This window comes from Microbacterium sp. AZCO, from assembly GCF_039614715.1.
Lineage (GTDB): Bacteria > Actinomycetota > Actinomycetes > Actinomycetales > Microbacteriaceae > Microbacterium.
This window is the reverse complement of the sequence record NZ_CP154857.1, coordinates 446,310-466,537: the sequence shown is the minus strand read 5'-3', so window position 1 is coordinate 466,537 and position 20,228 is coordinate 446,310. Positions and strand designations below refer to the sequence as shown.

The following is a 20,228-nucleotide window of genomic DNA, read 5'->3' as shown; positions in this document are numbered from 1 at the left end:
TGGCCCCGGGCCGATGGCGGGCACAGCCCGCAGCCCTCCCCAGGCGCACTGAACCAAAGATTAGTCGACGCCGCCTGAAGGAGGCGTCGACGCGGCCTGTGCAGCCGCCGAGCGCGTCGGTGGGGTGTGACACGATAGGGATCTGCCCGACCCCCGCCGTGGGCCGCCCGCCGGCCAGCCCCGACCACCGGGAGAGCGCAGGAGGAGGAGCTGTGACCGCGTACCCGGCATGGACGCCGGCTTCCCGCCCGGGCGTCATCCCGCTGCGCCCGCTGACGTTCGGCACGATCCTCGGCCGCTCGTTCACGGCGCTCCGTCAGAACCCGCGCGTCCTGCTCGGCTTCGCACTGTGCGTGCAGGCGATCGCGTACGTCGTGGTCATCGTCGCCGTCGGCGCCGTCGGGTGGGCGTCGTTCTCCCGTCTCGAGACCCTGCAGTACGGCACCGACGACTACGACGCGGTCATGGCCGGCTCGATCGCCCTCACCGCGGTGGTCGGCGTGGTGCTGGGTCTCGCCGCGGGCGCGCTGGGCGTCATCGTGCAGGGCGTCGTCGTGACCGAGGTCGCACACGCGGCCGTCGCCGAGAAGCTCACGCTCGGCGCGCTGTGGCGCCAGGTCAAGCCGGTCGTCTGGCGCCTCATCGGCTACGCGCTGCTGCTCCTGGGCGCCACGATCGCGGCGTTCGCGGTCGTCGGGCTCGGCATCTTCGCGCTCGCCCTCGTCGCGGCTCCCGCGGCGGCGGCGCTCGGCGTGCTCCTCGTGGTCGCGGCGCTCCCCGTCATCCTCTGGCTCTCGGTCAAGCTCCTGCTCACGCCCTCGGCGATCATCCTCGAGCGCGCCCGCGTCGGCACGGCCATCGCCCGGTCGTGGCGCCTGACGCGCGGCCGGTTCTGGCCCGCGCTCGGCATCCTGGTGCTGATCAACCTCATCTTCGGCGGCATCGCGCAGGTCGTCAGCATCCCGTTCTCCTTCCTCGGGGCGGGACTCTCGACGATCCTGGCGCCGACGGGCGACGCGACGGCCACCCAGATCATCTCGATCATCTCGACGAGCCTCCTCGCGCAGGCCGTGACGCTGCTCATCCAGGCGGTCGCGACCGTCGTGCAGTCGACGGCGGCAGCCCTCATCTATATCGACTGCCGCATGCGGCACGAAGGGCTCGACCTCGATCTGCTCGCGTATGTCGAGAGACGGGATGCCGGGGCCCAGGGGCTCCCCGACCCCTATCTCGAGGGGGTCGGCCGCGCCATCGGACCGCGCTGGGCCGCTCCCGTCTACGGGCCGGCGGGGTACGCACCCGCCGGGTACGCGCCGGCGGGGTATCCCCAGTTCGGCGGGCGGGGGGCGTATCTGGGGCAGGGCTACCCAGGGCAGGCCTACCCGGCTCAGGGCTACCCGACTCAGGACTACCCAGGGCAGGGCTACCCGACTCAGGGCTACCCGGCTCAGGGTTATCCGACTCAGGGCTATCCGGCCGGGTACGGGCAGCAGCAGCCGTATCCGCAGGCGCCGGTCTCTCCCTACGCTCAGCCTGTCCATCCCCAGCCACCCGCTCATGTGCCGACCCCGCAGTACGCTCAGCCGGTCCACCCCCAAGGGCAGCCGTCGTACCCGCCCCGCGCTCCCGCGTACCCGGCCGATCCGCAGGTGCAGCCGGGCCACCTCCCGTCACAGCAGCCGCAGCCAACGGCCGACGCCGATCCCGCCCCCGCGATGCCGGCGCCCGAGCCCACCCGGTGGGCAGCGCCCGGCGAGCCGGCTGACGGATCCGACCGAGAGTCGCCGTGGCGCTGACGTCGACGTCGATCGAGCTCCTCGCCGACACGGTGCCGCCGCTCACGCCCGACGGCGACGAAGCCCGGCGGTGGGCCGAGGAGGAGCTCGCCAAGCCCGTCTACGCGCAGGCGGAGCCGACCCTCTTCGACCGTGTCGCCCGCGCCGTCGGCGACTTCTTCTCGCAGCTCTTCTCCACCGAGCTGACGGGCGGGTGGGGGTCGACCTTCGCGATCGTGGCGGCCGTCATCGTCGCGATCCTCATCCTCGCCGCGTTCCTCGTGTGGGGCGTGCCGCGCGCGACGCATCGCTCGCGCATCGCCGTCGCCGAGCTCTTCGGCGAGTCCGAGGGGCGGCCGGCGGCCGAGCTGCGAGCGGCCGCTGAGGCGCACGCGTCCCGCGGCGAGTGGGATGCCGCGATCGTGCTGCGGTTCCGCGCGCTCGCGCGCGGACTCGCCGAGCGCGGAGTCGTCGAGACCCCGCCGGGGGCGACCGTGCACGGCTTCGCCCGGCAGGCGGCCCGCGCCTTCCCGGCCTCCGCGATCGACCTCGAGGAAGCCGCGGGCGCGTTCGACGACGTGCGGTACCTCCGGCGCCCCGGCACCGCCGAGCTCTACCGCCGCGTCGCGGCCGTCGACGCCGCCGTCGCGGGCGCCCGCCCCCTCCTCGCGGAGGCGCGATGACGGCGGCTCCTCCGCGGCGGGCGGACGCGGCATCCCGAACCGCGTCGCCCGGGCGATCGACGCGGCGACGGCGCATCGGCGGCTGGATCGCGATCGCCGTCGTGCTCGTGCTCGTCGGCGGCGTGGGGGCCGTGCTCGCGGGGATCTCGCAGTGGGCCGAGCGCTCGGCCCTCGACCCGGAGTCGGCGGGACCCGACGGCACGATGGCCCTCGCCCAGATCCTCCGCGACCACGGGATCGCCGTCGAGGTCGTCCGCGACCGCAACGCCGCCCGCGACGCGCTCGCCGGCTCCGCCGCCACCCTCGTCATGCCCGACGCCCCCGCGCTGTCCGATGCCGCCGTCGCGAATCTCGCCGAAGACGCCGCCGACGTCGTGCTGCTCGCACCCCGCGCCCGCACGCTGCGCTTGCTGCTGCCCGGGTCCGCGCCCGCCGGCTTCGGCACCGACGCCGCCGTCGCACCGGACTGCGACGTCTCCGAGGCGCAGCGTTCGGGCGCGATCGTGGCGGGCGCCGTCTACAGCGCGGGCGACGCCGTATCCGCGTGCTACCCGTCGAGCGACGGGCACGCGCTCCTCGTGCTCGACGACCGCGGGCATCGCGTCGCGGCCATCGACGCCCGCTCGCTCTTCGTGAATGAGGTGCTCGCCGACGACGGCAATGCCGCCCTCGCGGTCAACCTCATGGGGCGCCATTCGCGCATCGTCTGGTACATGCCGGGCGTCGGCGAGACCGACCTCGCGAACGGCGATCCGACCCTCGGCGACCTGACGCCGCCGTGGGTCAGCCCCGCCCTCGCCCTGCTGCTCGTCGCAGCGATCGCCGCCGCCGTCTGGCGCGGACGCCGCTTCGGCTCGCTCGTGGCCGAGCGCCTGCCGGTCACGGTGCGGGCGTCGGAGACGACCGAAGGACGTGCGCGGCTCTACGCACGTTCCCGCGACACCGTGCACGCCGCGGATCAGCTCCGGATCGGCGCGCTGGGCCGCCTCGGCCGCGTGCTCGGACTCGGGCCCGCGGCGAGCGCCGCCGAGATCGCGGACGCCGCCGCCGACCGCCTCGCCTGGGACCGCCGCGCCGTGCGCGGCATCCTGATCGACGACCTGCCCGCCACCGACGCACAGCTGGTCGCGCTCCGCGACCGGCTCCGCCATCTCGAGGAGGCGGTTACGCAGACCGTCCGCCCGGAAAGGAACACGTCATGACCGACCCCTCCCCCGATCAGCTGCGCGACGCGATGAACCGCGTGCGGCTCGAGGTCGGCAAAGCCGTCGTCGGGCAGGACGGCACCGTGACGGGGCTGCTCATCGCCCTCCTCTCGCGGGGCCACGTGCTGCTCGAGGGCGTGCCGGGTGTCGCGAAGACCCTCCTCGTCCGCGCCTTCTCGACGGCCCTGGGGCTCGACACCAAGCGCATCCAGTTCACACCCGACCTCATGCCGGGCGATGTGTCGGGTTCGCTCATCTACGACGCGAAGGCGGGAGAGTTCGAGTTCCGCGAGGGCCCGGTCTTCACCAACATCGTGCTCGCCGACGAGATCAACCGCACACCGCCCAAGACGCAGGCCGCACTCCTCGAGGCCATGGAGGAGCGCCAGGTCTCGACGGACGGCGTGACGCGTCCCCTCCCCGACCCGTTCCTCGTCGCGGCGACGCAGAACCCCATCGAGCACGAGGGCACGTACACGCTGCCCGAGGCGCAGCTCGACCGCTTCCTCCTCAAGCTCATCGTCGACGTGCCGCCGCGTGACGCCGAGCTCGCCGTGCTCCGCCGGCATGCGAGCGGGTTCGACCCTCGCGACCTCGCGGCGGCGGGACTCGCGCGGGTCGTCTCGGCCGAGGAGATCCGGGCGGCGCAGCGGGCCGCGGCATCCGTCACGGTCGCCGATGACGTGCTGGGCTACGTCGTCGACCTCGCGCAGGCCACCCGCCGCAGCCCGTCGGTGCAGGTCGGGGTCAGCCCCCGCGCGGCGACGGCCCTGCTCGCCGCCGCGAAGGCGTGGGCCTGGCTCGGCGGCTACCCCGCGATCACGCCCGACCACGTCCAGACGATGCTCGTGCCGACCTGGCGTCACCGCATCCGGCTGCGACCCGATGCCGAGCTCGAAGGCGTGTCGGTGGACGCCGTGCTGGCGTCGGTCGTCCAGCAGACCCGCGTGCCCATCTGACCGTGTACGTCACCGGCCGCCTGCCCCTCCTCGTCGCCTTCGGCGTCGTGCCGGTCGTGCTGCTCTCGCTCGCGGGGGTCGACGCGTGGGCCGTCGCTGCGGGCTGGGTCGTGCTGTCCCTGGCTCTCGCGCTCATGGATGCCGCGGCCGCGGCCTCGCCGTCGGTGCTCCGCGTCGAGCGGCGCATCCCCCGGCGGGCGCTCCTCGGCCAGCGCGTCGAGACGGAGCTGTCTCTCCTGAACTCGGGCCGTCGCGTGATCCGGGGGCGGGTGCGCGACGCGTGGCAGCCGACCGCCGGCGCCCCGCTCGCGCGCCTTGCGCTCGACATTCCGCCGGGAGAGCGACGTCGGCTCGTCGTGCCGCTCCTCCCCCGCCGCCGGGGCGAGCTGCGGTCGGAGTTCGTCGTCGTGCGGTCGGACGGACCTCTTCGGCTCGCCGGACGCCAGGCGCGCCTCGACGAGGCGGGCGCGCTGCGCGTGCTCCCGCCGTTCACCGCTCGCCGGCACCTGCCCTCTCGCCTCGCGCGGCTTCGCGAGCTCGACGGGTCGACGAGCGTGCAGGTGCGCGGACAGGGGACCGAGTTCGACAGCCTCCGCGAGTACGTGCGCGGCGACGACGTGCGCTCGATCGACTGGCGGGCGACGGCGCGGTCGAGCACGACGATGCTCCGCACGTGGCGCCCCGAGCGCGACCGGCACGTCGTCATCGTCGTCGACACCGGACGCACGGCAGCGGCGCGGGTCGGCGACGGCGTGCGACTGGATGCCGCGATGGAGGCGGCGCTCCTCCTCGCGGCCCTCGCGAACCGTGCGGGGGACCACACGCACCTCCTGATGTTCGACCGCATCATCCGCGCGCGGGTCACCCGGGTCGACGGGCCGGCGCTCCTCCCTGCGCTCGTCGACGCCATGGCGCCCGTCGAGCCGCAGCTCATCGACACCGACTGGGACGCGGCCTTCGCGCAGGTGCGCGCCCTCACGTCGCGGCCGTCGCTCGTCGTGCTCCTGACGGCTCAGGATGCTGCCGAGGCCGCGCGCGGCTTCCTCGGGTCGCTTCCGGCCCTCGCCCATCGCGCACATGTGCTCGTGGGCACAGCGACCGACGAGCCGCTTGCGGTCGCTCCCCGTCCCGATGCCGCCGAGGTCTACCGGGAGGCGGCCGCCGCGCGCACCGAGCGGGATGCGGCCGCTGTCGCGGGTGCGATCGCGAGAGCCGGCGCCGAGGCCATCGCGGCCTCCCCCGACGATCTTCCGCCGCGCATCGCCGACCGCTATCTCGCCCTCAAGGCGGCCGGACGACTCTGACGCGCGCCTCGCCCGCCTCGCCCACGCTCGGCGACGGCGCCTGTGACACCGGATGTCCGACGGTCCGACCCGCTTCTCTGTGAGTTCGCTGAACATGCTCTAGGCTCTCGGCCGGGCGGCGGTTCTGCCGCCTGCGAGCGAAGGAGAACACGCCATGAGCGATCCGCGACCCGACGAGCCGGTCACGCCGACTCCTCTCGACCACACGCCGTCGTCGGCCGATCCGAAGCCGGATGTGCCCGTGCCGCCGACGCCCCTCATCCACACGCCCACGGCCCCGTCGACGGCCGCGACCCTCACGGCGGAGGCGTTCGGCACGTTCCTCCTCGTGCTGGGTGTCATCAGCACGGCGCTGTTCGCCGCCAACTTCGGCGCGAGCGACAACGGCACGTCGCTCGGCGTGGGCTTCCTCGGCGTCTCGCTCGCCGTCGGCCTCACTGTCGTGGGCGGCGCGTACGCGTTCGGCCCCATCTCGGGCGGCCACTTCAACCCGGCCGTGACGCTCGGCCTCGCCGCGGCCGGGCGCTTCCCGTGGCGCGGTGTCGTGGGCTACATCATCGCCCAGGTCATCGGTGGTCTCGTCGCGACGACGCTCATCGTGCTGATCGGGCTCTTCGGACCCGACAACTGGCTCAGCAAGGCGCAGGACGGCGGCTTCGCGAGCAACGGCTTCGGCTCCGCCTCCCCCGGGGGCTTCGGCCTCGGCAGCGCCATCGTCGTCGAGACGCTCTTCACGGCGCTCTTCGTCATCGTGATCCTCGGCGTGACCCACTCGACGCGCGGCAACCCGGCGTTCGCCGGCCTCGTGATCGGTCTCACGCTGACGCTCATCCACCTGGCGACGATCCCGATCGACAACACGTCGGTCAACCCGGCGCGTTCGATCGCGACGGCCGTCTACGGCGGTGGCACCGCGCTCGCGCAGCTGTGGGTGTTCATCGTGTTCCCGATCCTCGGAGCGCTCGTCGCGGGCTTCGCCTACCGGGCGCTGTTCGACGGCACCCGCAAGGCCTGATCCCCACGACGAAGAGCCCCCGGCGCGCGGCGCCGGGGGCTCTTCTCATGATGGGTCAGACGAGGTCGAAGCGGTCGAGCTCCGTGACCTTCCCCCACGCCTTCACGAAGTCGCGGACGAACTTCTCCCGCGCGTCGTCCGAGGCGTAGACCTCGGCGAGGGCGCGGAGCTCGGAGTTCGAGCCGAACACGAGGTCGGCACGCGTGCCGATCCCGACCTGCTCGCCCGAGCCGTCCTTCGTGCCGAGGAAGGCGTGCGAGCCCGGGTCGAGGGGCTTCCACGTCGTGCCGAGGTCGAGGAGGTTCACGAAGAAGTCGTTCGTGAGCACGCCCGGCCGCTCGGTGAACACGCCGTACGGCGAGCCGTCCCAGTTCGCGCCGAGGACGCGCAGTCCGCCGACGAGCACGGTGAGCTCGGGCGCGCTGAGCGTCAGCAGATTGGCACGGTCGAGCAGGTGGTACTCGGCCGGACGCTCCGCGAGCGCCCCGTAGTAGTTGCGGAATCCGTCGGCCACCGGCTCGAGGTAGTGGAACGACTCGACGTCGGTCTGCTCCTGCGAGGCGTCGGTGCGGCCGGGGTGGAAGGTCACCTCGGCGTCGACACCGGCATCCCGTGCCGCCTTCTCGACAGCCGCGTTGCCCGCGAGCACGATGAGGTCGGCGAGGGAGACCTTCTTGCCGTCCGTCCGGTCGGCGTTGAAGGCGGCCTGCACGCGCTCGAGCACCTCGAGCACCTTGGCGAGCTGCACGGGATTGTTGACCTCGAAGTCCTTCTGCGGGGCCAGGCGGATGCGGGCGCCGTTGACGCCACCGCGCTTGTCGCTCCCCCGGAACGAGGATGCCGCCGCCCACGTCGTCGAGACGAGCTCGGCGACCGTCAGGCCCGAGGCGAGGATGCGGGCCTTCAGCTCGACGGCATCGGCGGCATCGATCAGCTCGTGGTCGACCGCGGGAACGGGGTCCTGCCAGATGAGCTCCTCGCTCGGCACCTCGGGCCCGAGGTAGCGCGCGATCGGCCCCATGTCGCGATGGGTCAGCTTGAACCACGCGCGGGCGAAGGCGTCGGCGAAGGCATCCGGATCCTTCGCGAAACGCTGCGAGATCTCGCCGTACGCGGGGTCGAAGCGCAGCGCGAGGTCGGTCGTGAGCATGCGCGGCTCGCGACGGCCCTCGGAGTGCGCGAGCGGCACCATGTCGGAGCCGGCGCCGTTGGCGGGACGCCACTGGTGCGCGCCGGCGGGGCTCTGGAAGAGCTCCCACTCGTAGGCGTAGAGGATGTGGAAGAACTCGTTGTCCCAGCGGGTCGGATGATAGGTCCAGGTGACCTCGAGCCCCGACGTGATCGTGTCGTCGCCCTTGCCCGTGCCGTGCGCGTTCGCCCAGCCGAGGCCCTGCTGCTCGATCGAGGCCGCTTCGGGGTTGTCGCCCACGTTCGCGTCGGATGCCGCGCCGTGCGTCTTGCCGAAGGTGTGCCCGCCCGCGATGAGCGCGACGGTCTCCTCGTCGTTCATCGCCATGCGCGAGAACGTCTCGCGGATGTCGTGCGCCGCGAGCAGCGGGTCGGGAGTGCCGTTCGGGCCCTCCGGGTTGACGTAGATGAGGCCCATCTGCACCGCCGCGAGAGGCTTCTCCAGCTCCCGGTAGCCCGAGTAGCGCTCGTCGCCGAGCCACGTCGTCTCGGGACCCCAGTACACGTCGTCGTCCGGCTCCCACACGTCGGGGCGTCCGCCGGCGAAGCCGAACGTCTTGAAGCCCATCGACTCCAGCGCGACGTTGCCCGCCAGGATCATGAGGTCGGCCCACGAGATCGACTGGCCGTACTTCTTCTTCACCGGCCACAGCAGGCGGCGCGCCTTGTCGAGGTTGACGTTGTCGGGCCAGCTGTTGAGCGGGGCGAACCGCTGCTGCCCCGCGCCGCCGCCGCCGCGGCCGTCGGTCACGCGGTAGGTGCCGGCCGAGTGCCACGCCATGCGGATGACGAGCGGACCGTAGTGGCCGAAGTCGGCGGGCCACCAGTCCTGCGACGTCGTGAGCACCTCGGCGATGTCCTTCTTCACGGCCGCGAGGTCGAGCGCCTGGAAGGCCGCCCGGTAGTCGAAGTCCTCACCGAGCGGGTTCGCGACGGCGGGGTTCTTCGCGAGGATCTTGAGGTTCAGCTGGTTGGGCCACCACACCCGGTTCGCCGAGCCCGCGGTGGGGTGCGGCTGGGCCGTGTGGACGACGGGACAGGCGCCGGCGGACTGAGGCTCGTCGGTCACGGTGACGGACTGATCGGTCTCGGTCTCACCGCCGATTCCGGTCGCGAGGGCGTCGTGATGGGACATGGAATGCCTTCCTGGAGGGTGGACGGGGGCTGAGGAGAAGACTCAGGACCGGGATGCCGCGCACGATGCGCAGACGCCCCAGAAGGTGACCTCGGCGACCTGCACCGTGAACCCGTGCGTGTCGCCCGGCATGAGGCAGGGAGGAGCGCCGACGACGCAGTCGACGTCCTGCACCTCCCCGCACACGGAGCACACGAGGTGGTGGTGATTGTCGTCGACGCGCAGCTCGAAGAGGCCGGGACGGCCCGCGGGCTCGATCCGGCGCACGAGTCCCGCATCCACGAAGTCGGTGAGGGCGTTGTAGACGGACTGCAGGCTCGTGCTCGGCACGGACTGCGCGACGACGGCGAACAGCTCCTCGGCGCTCGCGTGGGCCCGCGCGTCGAGGGCCTCGATGACGGCGCGGCGGGAATCCGTGACTCGCAGCCCCGCGGCCCGGATGCGCTCGGCCGCGTCGAGAGGTGCCGGCGAGGTCATGCCCTCAGTCTAGCGTTGTTTTGAACAACTCAAAAAAGTGGATGCTGCGCTCAGCCCGCCACGAGCGTCGGCGTGCCGGTCTCGAACTCCGTCAGGTCACCCGTCTCGCCGAGGCGATGTGCGCGTCGGCCGACGACGAGCATGTAGACCAGGAACGCGGCGAGCGCCGCCGCGCCGATGCCGATCTTGATCGGCCACGGCCAGGGCTGAGCCGTGACGAACCCCTCGATCGCGCCCGAGACGGCGAGCGCGATGATGAGCCCGATCGCGATCGTCGCGAGCGAGCGCCCCGCCGCCGCGAGCGACTCCCCGCGCGACCGGCGTCCCGGCGCGACCCACGCCCAGAAGATGTGCAGCCCGGCCGCACCGGCGACGAAGATGCTGGTCATCTCGAGCATCCCGTGCGGAAGGATGAACAGCAGGAAGACGTCGCCCCGCCCGAACGCGATCATGACGGCCGCCGCGATGCCGACGCCGACCGCGTTCTGCACGAGCACCATGAGGGGCCAGATGCCCGTGATGCCGAAGAGCACGCACTGCGCGGCGATCCACGCGTTGTTGGTCCACACGGTGCCGGCGAACACGGCGGCCGGGTTCTCGCTGTAGTACTCGGTGAACTGGTGCTCGGCGTAGTACGACAGCTGGGCGTCGCTGCCGAGCGTGGCGATCAGCGCAGGATCTCCCGAGACCCAGAACGCGACGACGGCGACCACGGCGACGAACGACACCGCGATGACGAGCACGGTCCAGCGCACGCGGTACAGCGCCGCGGGGAGCTGCAGGGCGAAGAAGCGCGGGATCTGGCGCAGCGCGTTCTCCTGTCCGCCCGTCAGCCGCAGCCGCGCCCGCGCGAGCATCGTCGAGACGTGGTCGCCCTGCGGGGTGCGGCCCGCGGAGGTCTTGATGTCGGCCAGATCGGCGGATGCCGCGCGGTAGCGCGTCACGAGCTCGTCGACCTCGGCGCCCGACAGCGACCGGGAGCGGCTCAGCTCGTCGAGCCGGTCCCACTCCGCGCGCCTGGCTGCGCTGAGGGCGTCGAGGTCCATTTGCCATACTCTACGCATGGCCGATGCACCCGCCCCGACGGTCGTCGACATCCGTCAGGACGAGATCCTCACGGGCGAGGCCGTCGCGCTGGACGTGCAGCCGATCGGCTACTTCCTGCGCGCTCTGGGCTGCATCATCGACGTCGCGATCGCGATCGCCCTCTTCATCCTGTTCGCACTCGTCTCGTCGTGGCTCATCGGCCAGGGGATCGTGGATGCCGCAGCCCTGCCGATCATCACGATCGTGGCGCTCGTCACCGTCACGGTCGTGCTGCCGACGGTCGTCGAGACCGCGACCCGCGGCCGCAGCCTCGGCAAGCTCGCCGTCGGCGGGCGCATCGTGCGCGCCGACGGCGGCGCGTCGGGCTTCCGCCAGTCGTTCGTGCGCGCGCTCGTGGGCGTGTTCGAGATCTGGTTCACGGCGGGCGCGGTCGCTGCCGTCGTGGGGGCCTTCACGCCCCGATCGCAGCGGCTCGGCGACCTCATGGCCGGCACCTACTCCGAGCGCACCCGCACGCCGGCCCTCCCCGCCGCGGCGCCCGGCGTCCCGCCGCAGCTGCTGCACTGGGCCGCCATCGCCGACGTGGGACGCCTCCCCGACCGCCTCGCGCGCCGCACGGCGCAGTTCGTGTCGCACGCCGACGGACTCGAGCCGTCCGCGCGACTGCGGACCGCGGCATCCCTCGCCTCTGAAGTGCGCGCCTTCGTATCGCCCGTACCGGCCGTCGACCCCGAGACGATGCTGCGCGCCGTCGTCGCCGTGCGCCGCGACCGGGAGCTGCGCGCGCTGGGCCTCGAGGCGCAGCGTGTCGCCTCGCTCACGACCGGGGTGTCCGGCGCGCCGCGGGGCTTCCCCCAGCGCTGACGCAGGCTCACGCGCCGCGAACCCACATTCCCCGCACGAACCCACACGCGGCGTGCGTGCGCCGAGCGTGGGTTCGGGAAAGAAGTGTGGGTTCGCGTTCCGCCGGGTCGAAGGGCTGCGACCTCAGTAGCGGTAGTGGTCGAGCTTGTACGGGCCCTCGACGGGGATGCCGAGGTACGCCGACTGCTCGTCGGTGAGGGTGGTGAGCTGCACGCCGAGCGCGGCGAGGTGCAGGCGCGCGACCTTCTCGTCGAGCGACTTCGGCAGGGTGTAGACGCCGATCGGGTAGTCCTCGCGCTTCGTGTAGAGCTCGAGCTGTGCAAGCACCTGGTTGGAGAACGACGCGCTCATGACGAAGGAGGGATGCCCCGTGGCGTTGCCGAGGTTCATGAGGCGCCCCTCGGAGAGGACCAGGACGCTGCGGCCGTTCGGCAGACGCCACTCGTGCACCTGGGGCTTGATCTCGATCTTCTCCACACCCGGGATCGCGGCGAGGCCCGCCATGTCGATCTCGTCGTCGAAGTGGCCGACGTTGCCGACGATCGCGAGGTGCTTGAGACCGAGGATGTGCTCCGGCGTCACGACCCGAGTGTTGCCCGTGCCGGTGATGACGAGGTCGACCTGGTCGATCACGTCGTCGAGGCGCGCGACCTGGAAGCCGTCCATCGCGGCCTGGAGCGCGCAGATGGGGTCGACCTCGCCGACGATGACCCGCGCGCCCTGGCCGCGCAGGGCCTCGGCCGAGCCCTTGCCGACGTCGCCGTAGCCCGCGACGAACGCGACCTTGCCGCCGATGAGCACGTCGGTCGCGCGGTTGATGCCGTCGGGCAGCGAGTGGCGGATGCCGTAGGTGTTGTCGAACTTCGACTTGGTGACGGAGTCGTTGACGTTGATCGCGGGGAACAGCAGCTGGTCGGAGGCCGCGAGCTCGTACAGGCGGTGGACGCCGGTCGTCGTCTCCTCGGTGACTCCGATGAGCTCCGCGGCGATCCGCGTGAAGCGCTGCGGGTCGCGCGCGACGCTCGCGCGCAGCGTGTCGAGGATGATGCGGTACTCCTCCGACGCGCCGGCCTCGGCATCCGGAACCTGACCGGCCTTCTCGAACTCGACGCCCTTGTGCACGAGCAGGGTCGCGTCGCCGCCGTCGTCGAGGATGAGGTTGGGGCCGTCGAAGCCTTCGGCCGACCAGTCGAAGATCCGGTCGGTGCAGCGCCAGTACTCCTCGAGGGTCTCGCCCTTCCAGGCGAAGACCGGGACGCCCGCGGGCGATTCGGCGGTGCCGGTCGGGCCGACGGCGATCGCCGCGGCCGCCTCGTCCTGCGTCGAGAAGATGTTGCAGCTGGCCCAGCGCACCTGCGCGCCGAGCGCGACGAGAGTCTCGATGAGCACGGCCGTCTGCACCGTCATGTGCAGCGAACCCGCGATGCGCGCGCCCGCGAGCGGCTGCGTCGGGCCGAACTCCTCGCGGAGCGCCATGAGGCCCGGCATCTCGTTCTCGGCGAGGCGGATCTGGTGTCGTCCCGCCTCAGCGAGCGAGAGGTCGGCGACGTCGAACCCTCCGGCGGGCTCGGAGACCGGCGGACGCTCCGCGACGGGCGCGGCGGACGTGGCGGCAGGCGTGGAGGTCGGCATCCGCCCATTCTCCCATGGCGATGCCGGGAGTCCGGCGGGTGTCAGACCCGAAGCGTCTCGTGCCGCACGACGACCCAGCCCTTCGGCACGGAGAGCCGATCGGTGTGGATCGCGCACAGGTCGTGTGCGTGCGGGTCGCCGTCGGCGCCGAGCGGCCCGACCGCGGCCATCTGGTCGCCGTAGTCGTACGTGAGGGTCGACACCGCCTCGCGGGCGCATCCCACCTTGGAGCAGAGTCTGTCGCGCATCGGTGTCGACCCTAGTGCCGCCCTCCGACACGATTCGGGATGCCGCGCCGCCGCCCACGGCAAACGGTCTGACCCGTCCCGGCCGTCCCTAGGATGGACGCATGGCGTGGCGGAGGTCGAGGGAGGCTGCGCGCAGGGCCCGGCGCCCGGCGCGGCACGGACGGCACGGCCGAGAGGGCCGCAGCCCCGTCGTCAGGCCGCCTCTCCCCCCGCTCGATACGCGCGTCGACCGCTTCGATCTCGCGGTGGGCACGACGGCGGAGTTCCTGCGTTCGGCGTGGGAGGAGCTGCGCGACGTCAGCTTCGAGATCGCCGACATGCCCGCCGCCACCGACGAGGACGGCATCCCCCGATGGCACGTGCTTTCGCAGGAGAAGCGAATCATCCTCTACCGCCTCCCGATCGAGCGGCTGAGTCACCTGCACCGCAACGACGATGCGCACCGCCGCATGATGATCGAGGGCGCCGTCTTCCGCGCCGCTGCCGAGTACCTCGACCGCGACCCGTGGGACCTGGGGCCGGAGCGCTTCCGGTACTTCTGAGACGCCCGACGAGCCTCTGAGGCGCCGGACCGGCGTCTGAGGCGCCCGGCCGGTGTGGCCGGGGCTTCTAGGGGTAGACGACGATCGGCTCCGCCGCCGTGTCCGCGGACCACACGGGATAGCCGGCGAGCGCGCCGACGCCCGTGAGCGAGACTCCCGCCCGCACCGCCCCGTCGGCCTCCAGGGCGTAGACGGTGCGCGAGCGCAGGCTGAAGCGGGCGGAGCGCTCGGCGGGGATCGTCACCGTCGTCGAGCTGGACCCGTCGACGGCGTCGACCGCCACCGAGACGTCCTTGTCCGTGGGGTTGACGACCGTCACGGCCGGCGAGGGTCCGGCGGGCGTCGCGAAGAGGCTCGGCACGGTGATCCCGGGCGCGGGCGTGTACCAGGCGAAGTCGGCGCCCTCGTCGAACCCCGTGGTCTGCCACACCGCGCCGAGCACGGGTGCCGCGGCATCCACGCGCACGGTGTACTCGCGCGGCGTGAGACCGCCGAGATCGAGATCGAGCGGCTTGCCCGCGGCGAGCGTGACGCTCAGCGGCTGACCGGGATCGGGCTGACCGGTCGGGGTCACCGTGACCGTCGCGGTCGTGTCGGACGACGGCGAGAGGAGACGCAGCGCCGTCGAGGCATCCGCTCCCCCTCCCCCCGTGTCGACGACCGACACGCCCGGGATGTAGAGGTGCGGTTCGGGAGCCTGGATCGCGCCGATCTGATCCACGCCGCCCGGCACGAGGGTGCGCGTGATGCTCGCCTGCAGCGAGGCCGTGACCGGCGCCCCCGTCGCGGAGACGCGGATGACGGGGCTGTCCTCGCCGAGGGCGAGTCCCGCGAGCGTCACGACGCGCTGGGCGCCCGCCGCCACGACGAGCTGTCCGCCCGGCGGCACGACGGGACCGTTCGTGCCGTACACCGTGAGCTCGACGGTCGCCGCGACGACGCCGGGGTTTCCGATCACGACGATGCCCGACGAGCCGGTGGACGTGGACCCGCCGACGAGCCACGACTCCATGAGCGGCGGGCGGCAGGCGGAGGCGGCGAACCCGGAGAGGTCCTCGTCGGCGATGGTGACGGATCCGGATGCCGCGACATCAGTGCGCGTGCGCCCCTGCGGCTCGGCGACGAAGACCGAGGCGACGGAATCCGCGACGTCGCTCGTGAGCGTCGACTCGGACGGTGGCGGCGACCCCTCGCGGACGCCCGCCGTGAGCACCTGCGGCGCCGCCGCGGTCACCGCGTCGGCGGCCGCCGCGTCGCGGCCGAGGGCGAGGAGGGATCCCGCGCACGTGAGCACGCTCGCCTCCGGCGCCGGCGTCGCGGTGACCTGGACGGGTTCGCGGGCGAGCGTCGGCCACGGCAGGGCGACGGCGGTGACGACCGCGACGACGAAAGCGGCCGCGACGAGGGTGCCGGAGAGCACGCGAGCCCCCGTGGTCGCCCAGCGGAAGGTGCGGCGATCGGTCATCGTCCCTCCTGCCAGTAGTGGCCGACGACCCGCGGCGTGCGCTGCGCCGCACGACGGGCCGCGACGGTCGGGATCGCGAGGAGCAGGGCGATCGCGACGACGGCGAGCTGGCCGAACGCGATCCAGCGCGTGAGCTCCGCATCGGATGCGACGGGGCGAGGGGCGGTGTCCACGGTGACCCGCCACAGCGCGCCCTTCGGCGTGGTGCCGACGGCGTCGAGGCCGTCGCGCTGGTCGAGCGCCGTCTGCGCCGAGAGGCGGAAGGAGCGCGCCGCGTCGGACTCGGGGTCGGCGGCGGGCGCGAGCAGGACGAACTCGATCCCCTCCGAGGCCGCCTCGGTGATGGCATCCCCCGCCGATGCGGTGACGAGGTCGGCGGCGAGGTTCGCGAGCGCGCGGTCCTCGGCCGACGCCTCCGTGCGCGTCGACACGATCGTCGTCTGGCCGCCGAGCGTCTCGCTGCCGCCCCACACGACGGCCGTCGCGACGCCGCCCTGGTTCTGGGGCGTCAGGACGAGCGTGCCGACATCGGGATCGTCGCGGCCCTCCGCCGCGACGTAGGCCGGAAGCGTGCTCGCGGGACCGTTCGTCAGGAACGTCGCTCCTCGGGCGGATGCCGTGAGGGCGGGCACCGCGAGCACGGCGATCGCGACCATGACGAGTGCCGCGGCGGCGCCGCGCGCCGCGGCGAGGCGGGGCGCGAGGCCGGAGTCGAGTGCGACGAGCGCGCCCCCGAGCGCGCCGAGCCAGGCGAGGCTCACGCCCGCGCCGGGCCAGACCGACACGGCCTGCGACTGCGCGAACGAGACGGCGATCGCGGCGGCGGCGAAGGCCGTCGCGATGCCGGAGGCGGCGACGATGAGGAGGACGACGCCGGCGACCCAGCGCTGCGTGACGGGCGCGACGAGCGCGAGGACGGCGATCGGTGCAGCCAGCAGCGGCACCCACCACGTCGGGGCGCCGCCGAGGAACGCGCCCCAGCCGCCCGGATCGGTCGTCGGGAAGCCCGCCGCGAGCAGGGCGCGCCCCGCCGCATCGGGGGCCACCTGCGGGCCCGCCCACGGCACGCCGGGGTCGGCCACGAGGCTCCACGGATTGCCGACGCCGAGCTGGTGCCACACGAGGGGCGCCGCGAGCGCCGCGGCGGGGATCACGACCCACACGAGCTGCCCGACGCCGCGCCCGGCACGGCGCGCGATCGTCAAGCCGAGCGCGAGGACCCAGAGCACCACGAGAGCGGGCGCGAGTGAGGGCGCGCACGCCACGACACCCGCGAAGAGGAGGGATGCCGCGCCCGCCGCGACCCACGACCGGTGGGCGACGGACCCCGCGTAGAAGAGCCACGGCAGCAGGAGGTGCGCGATGACGGCGGTCGGGCGTCCCTCGACGAGGGCGGCGAGGAACGTGGGGGCGAGCGCCCACACGGCGCCGCCCGTGATGCGGAGCACCGATCGATCCGTGACGCGGGTCGCCGCGAACCAGCCGCCGAGCGCCGCGAGCGGAAGCGCGAGCACCCACAGGATGACGAGTGCGCGCGACGGCTCGGCGGGCCAGAGGGAGCCGATGACGGCGACGACGGAGGCGAAGGGGTCGGCGGGCCCGTCGGTGTCGAGGCCCAGCGCGCGCGTGCCCCAGGCGGCATCCGTCCACAGCTGCGCGACCGTGGACCGCAGGGGCTGGAGCGCCCCGCCGCCCAGCACGGGTGCCGCCAGCAGCGCCGGGAAGGCGACGACCGACGCGACGAGCGCCGCGAGCACGAGCCACGCGCCGCCGCCCGAGAAGAACCGCAGCTCGCCGCGCTGCACCTCGCCGAGCACCTCGGGGCCGCTGTCGAGCCGTTCGCGCAGCTCCGACCGGGTCACCCGCAGGGGGGCGAGCTGCGCCCAGGAGGTCGTGCGGGCGTGGCGGATGCGGGCGCGCGAGCGCGCGATGGCCCCAACTCGCACGAGCGCCACGGCCGACGCCGCCCATTCCGGGCCGATGAGGCCCGGCTGCTTGCCGACGAGCAGCACGAGCGTGCGCCAGGCCGCGAGGGGAAGCAGTGCGAGCCAGAGGAAGGGCAGCGCCGCGGGATGCGCGTACGCGAGACGGCGGTGCAGCTGCGCCGTGCGGGCGGCGATCGCCGCCTGCACGCGGCGGCCGGCGGAGATCGGCAGGGCCGGGCCCGCGACGCCGTCGCCGGAGACCGCCACGAGTGCCGTCGGCACCAGGGTCACGCGGGAACCCGCGAGACGCGCCCGGATGCCGAGATCGAGCCCCTCGTCGGCGCCCGCGAGTGCGCGGTCGATGCCGCCGAGCTGCTCCCAGGCCGCCGTGCGCACGAGGACGCCGCGGATGTCGGCGCCCAGGACGTCCTCGCGGATGTCGTGCTGCCCCTGATCGAGCTCGCCGTCGGCGAGCCCGGCGGTGCGGCCGAACCGCGTGACGCTCACGCCCAGCGACACGATCGTCGACCGGTCGTCGGCACGCACGAGCTTCGGTGCGACGAACGCGACCGACGGCGCGACCTCGAGCGCCGCCGTGAGGCGGCTGAGCGCGTCCGGCTCGGGGGTCGTGTCCTGCGCGAGGAGCCACACGGCATCGGCGTCGTTGAGGCGCCGGCTCGCGATCGCGGTCGCCTCTGCGAAGCGGGTGCGCGCCGGGGCGGTGATGACGGATTCGGCGGGAGCGGATGCTGCGGCCTCAGCCACCATCGGCTCGTCACCGCAGACCACGATGGTCAGCGCATCGACCGTCCGGGACTGCGCGTGCAGCGCTGCCAGAGTCCTGCGCAGATGGAATGCGGCAGGCGCGCGCCCATCGGGGCGCACGACGAGGATCGCGTGTACTCGGCTGGGCATGACGTGGTCAGCCTAGGCGCGAGGCATCCGCGGTTCCGGGCTCACGCGCCGCGTGGCCCGGATCGCGGATGTTGCCCCGATCAGCCGGCGCGGCGCTTGAGCTTGCGCCGTTCGCGCTCGCTCAGGCCGCCCCAGATCCCGAAGCGCTCATCGTTCTGGAGCGCGTATTCGAGGCACTCGCCGCGGACGTCGCACGAAGTGCAGATGCGCTTCGCGTCACGCGTCGAGCCTCCCTTCTCCGGGAAGAAGGCCTCGGGATCTGTCTGCGCACAGAGCGCATCGGTCTGCCAGGACAGAGGGTTGTCGTCTTCGCCCTCGACGGGACGACGCACCCCTGGAACGCCCAGATTGACCGGATCGACGAACCAATTGTCGGGAACGCCTGAACGGTAATTCGAAACCGTCATCTCGTTCTCCCACCTGCTCTACCCCCCACGCCGGTTCGCGTGTACGAGCAATTACACCCGTGTAATTCGCCCCGGTCAAGTCGCGAACCATAAAGCCTCAGCCCGCGGTTGAGGGTTCACGACGCGCCGTCGGCGTGTTGCATTCGGGTATCGCAGGGCGCACGTCGAGCGGGCACCGGGTCTCCCCACAGCCGGGACCCGGTTCCGCGTCGGTGCGCGGCCGGACTCAGCGCCCCGGAACGGCGAGGAAGAGGTCGCCCTCGCCCGTCGCACGCAGCGAGCCCTCGTCGGGCGTCACGAGCACCCCCACACCGGGGATGAGCGTCGCGTGCTCACCGGAGGACACGCCCACGACCTCGAGCTGACCCGACGTGACGATCGCGATCGCGACACCGTCGAGCGCGATCTCCGCCGAAGCGTCGGCCGAGACACGGGCGTGCAGCAGCGCGAAGTCGGAGATGCCCGGACCCGCGAACCGCTCGACTCCCCCGGCCTCCGTCGGACGCAGCACGGGCGGAGGCCCTGGCGTCGGGTCGAGCACGTCGAGGAGCTCGGCGACGTCGATGTGCTTGGGGGTCAGGCCACCGCGCAGCACGTTGTCGCTCGCGGCCATGAGCTCGACGCCGAGGCCGGCCACGTAGGCGTGGAGCACGCCGGCGGGCACGAAGACGGCCTCGCCGCGTTGCAGCACGACGAGGTTCATGAGGAGCGCGACGACGACCCCCGGGTCGCCCGGGTAGACATCGTTCAGGTGGCGCACGAGATCGAGCTCCGCGCGGAACTCCGTGGCGTCGGCGTCTGCGGCCGCCGCGACGATCGCGTCGACGTCGTGCTGCGCCGTGCCCGAGAGCAGCCACGCGATCGTGCCGCGCAGGGCGTCCGGGGCACTCGTGCTGAGCCCCGTCGACGCATCCATCCCGGAAAGATGCCCGAGAAGCGGCTCGGCAGCCGGCCCGAGGCTCGCGACGAGGCGCTTCGTGGTCTCGAGGTCGCGGAGGCCGGCGAGCGCGGTGAACGTGTCGCTCACCGCGACGATGAGCTCGGGCTTGTGGTTGTCGTCGCGATACGTGCGCTCGGCGGCATCGCGCGGCAGGCCGGCATCCTCTTCCCGGGCGAAGCCCTGCTCCGCCTGACGCTTGGACGGATGCGCTTGGATCGAGAGGGGGGATGCGGCCGCCAGCACCTTGAGCAGATAGGGGAGGCGCTGCGGCGCACCGGTGCCGGCGGCGTCGCTCGAGAGCCACTCGCCCAGGGAGCGGCCGTCGGGGACCACGGCGGGATCGCCCGGGTGGTCGCCGTACCAGACCTCGGCCTCGGGGCGCCCGGTGGGCGCGCGGCCCTCCAATTCGGCGATGAGGGTCGTGGACCCCCAGGCGTAGTCGCGCGGCTCGTTCACCAGGGGGGCCAGCATGTCCTCAGCCTAGCCGCGGGCCCGGGGTACC

Annotated in this window: 17 protein-coding genes; 8 read left to right on the top strand and 9 right to left on the bottom strand. The window is 73.0% G+C overall.

Going from position 1 to position 20,228, the window contains the following annotated elements:
• Positions 1–212: 212 nt before the first annotated feature.
• The 6 genes from AAIB33_RS02090 to AAIB33_RS02065 all read left to right on the top strand — a co-directional run bounded on the left by AAIB33_RS02090 (position 213) and on the right by AAIB33_RS02065 (position 6,941).
• Positions 213–1,796 (top strand): glycerophosphoryl diester phosphodiesterase membrane domain-containing protein, encoded by a 1,584-nt coding sequence (locus tag AAIB33_RS02090; RefSeq protein ID WP_345801919.1) that lies wholly within the window; start codon positions 213–215, stop codon positions 1,794–1,796.
• Positions 1,787–2,458, top strand: a complete 672-nt coding sequence (locus tag AAIB33_RS02085; RefSeq protein ID WP_345801918.1) for a DUF4129 domain-containing protein — start codon at positions 1,787–1,789, stop codon at positions 2,456–2,458. Before AAIB33_RS02090 ends, AAIB33_RS02085 begins: the two co-directional genes overlap by 10 nt.
• Positions 2,455–3,660, top strand: a complete 1,206-nt coding sequence (locus tag AAIB33_RS02080) for a DUF4350 domain-containing protein (protein WP_345801917.1) — start codon at positions 2,455–2,457, stop codon at positions 3,658–3,660. The genes AAIB33_RS02085 and AAIB33_RS02080 overlap by 4 nt, the downstream gene beginning before the upstream one ends.
• Positions 3,657–4,622: a MoxR family ATPase gene (locus AAIB33_RS02075; protein ID WP_345801916.1), complete on the top strand. Its 966-nt coding sequence runs from the start codon at positions 3,657–3,659 to the stop codon at positions 4,620–4,622. Before AAIB33_RS02080 ends, AAIB33_RS02075 begins: the two co-directional genes overlap by 4 nt.
• A gap of 2 nt (positions 4,623–4,624) precedes the next feature.
• Complete coding sequence (locus AAIB33_RS02070; protein ID WP_345801915.1) at positions 4,625–5,926, top strand: DUF58 domain-containing protein; 1,302 nt, start codon at positions 4,625–4,627, stop codon at positions 5,924–5,926.
• A 154-nt stretch (positions 5,927–6,080) separates the two neighbouring features.
• Entirely contained in the window at positions 6,081–6,941 is an 861-nt protein-coding gene (locus AAIB33_RS02065) for an aquaporin (protein ID WP_345801914.1), read from the top strand.
• 55 nt (positions 6,942–6,996) lie between these two features.
• Here the strand turns inward: AAIB33_RS02065 and katG are convergent, their stop codons facing one another.
• From katG to AAIB33_RS02050, 3 genes are read right to left on the bottom strand one after another with little or no spacing between them, the layout of a single operon-like run.
• Positions 6,997–9,264 carry a catalase/peroxidase HPI gene (gene katG, locus AAIB33_RS02060; RefSeq protein WP_345801913.1) on the bottom strand — a complete coding sequence of 756 codons (2,268 nt, stop codon included), beginning with the start codon at positions 9,262–9,264 and terminating at the stop codon, positions 6,997–6,999.
• Between the two features lie 42 nt (positions 9,265–9,306).
• On the bottom strand, positions 9,307–9,741 hold the full coding sequence (locus tag AAIB33_RS02055; RefSeq protein ID WP_345801912.1) for a Fur family transcriptional regulator: 435 nt from the start codon (positions 9,739–9,741) through the stop codon (positions 9,307–9,309).
• 50 nt (positions 9,742–9,791) lie between these two features.
• The gene (locus tag AAIB33_RS02050; RefSeq protein ID WP_345801911.1) at positions 9,792–10,787 is read right to left on the bottom strand and encodes a stage II sporulation protein M; all 996 of its coding nucleotides are present in this window, start codon (positions 10,785–10,787) and stop codon (positions 9,792–9,794) included.
• Positions 10,788–10,803: 16 nt separating this feature from the next.
• Between AAIB33_RS02050 and AAIB33_RS02045 the strand changes: the two genes are divergently transcribed.
• Positions 10,804–11,652 carry an RDD family protein gene (locus tag AAIB33_RS02045; protein ID WP_345801910.1) on the top strand — a complete coding sequence of 283 codons (849 nt, stop codon included), beginning with the start codon at positions 10,804–10,806 and terminating at the stop codon, positions 11,650–11,652.
• Positions 11,653–11,775: 123 nt separating this feature from the next.
• On the opposite strand, the gene ahcY is transcribed toward AAIB33_RS02045, so the two are convergent.
• Positions 11,776–13,284 carry an adenosylhomocysteinase gene (ahcY, locus tag AAIB33_RS02040; RefSeq protein ID WP_345801909.1) on the bottom strand — a complete coding sequence of 503 codons (1,509 nt, stop codon included), beginning with the start codon at positions 13,282–13,284 and terminating at the stop codon, positions 11,776–11,778.
• 41 nt (positions 13,285–13,325) lie between these two features.
• Complete coding sequence (locus tag AAIB33_RS02035; protein ID WP_345801908.1) at positions 13,326–13,532, bottom strand: DUF3499 family protein; 207 nt, start codon at positions 13,530–13,532, stop codon at positions 13,326–13,328.
• Between the two features lie 101 nt (positions 13,533–13,633).
• Between AAIB33_RS02035 and AAIB33_RS02030 the strand changes: the two genes are divergently transcribed.
• Positions 13,634–14,074 (top strand): metallopeptidase family protein, encoded by a 441-nt coding sequence (locus AAIB33_RS02030; protein ID WP_345801907.1) that lies wholly within the window; start codon positions 13,634–13,636, stop codon positions 14,072–14,074.
• A 67-nt stretch (positions 14,075–14,141) separates the two neighbouring features.
• On the opposite strand, the gene AAIB33_RS02025 is transcribed toward AAIB33_RS02030, so the two are convergent.
• The 4 genes from AAIB33_RS02025 to manA all read right to left on the bottom strand — a co-directional run bounded on the left by AAIB33_RS02025 (position 14,142) and on the right by manA (position 20,197).
• The gene (locus tag AAIB33_RS02025) at positions 14,142–15,539 is read right to left on the bottom strand and encodes a DUF5719 family protein (RefSeq protein ID WP_345801906.1); all 1,398 of its coding nucleotides are present in this window, start codon (positions 15,537–15,539) and stop codon (positions 14,142–14,144) included.
• Positions 15,536–18,379, bottom strand: coding sequence for a glycosyltransferase (locus AAIB33_RS02020; RefSeq protein ID WP_345801905.1), 2,844 nt, complete (start codon positions 18,377–18,379; stop codon positions 15,536–15,538). Before AAIB33_RS02020 ends, AAIB33_RS02025 begins: the two co-directional genes overlap by 4 nt.
• 80 nt (positions 18,380–18,459) lie before the next feature.
• The gene (locus AAIB33_RS02015; protein WP_345801904.1) at positions 18,460–18,786 is read right to left on the bottom strand and encodes a WhiB family transcriptional regulator; all 327 of its coding nucleotides are present in this window, start codon (positions 18,784–18,786) and stop codon (positions 18,460–18,462) included.
• Between the two features lie 226 nt (positions 18,787–19,012).
• Positions 19,013–20,197 (bottom strand): mannose-6-phosphate isomerase, class I, encoded by a 1,185-nt coding sequence (manA, locus tag AAIB33_RS02010; RefSeq protein ID WP_345801903.1) that lies wholly within the window; start codon positions 20,195–20,197, stop codon positions 19,013–19,015.
• Between the last annotated feature and the right edge of the window lie 31 nt (positions 20,198–20,228).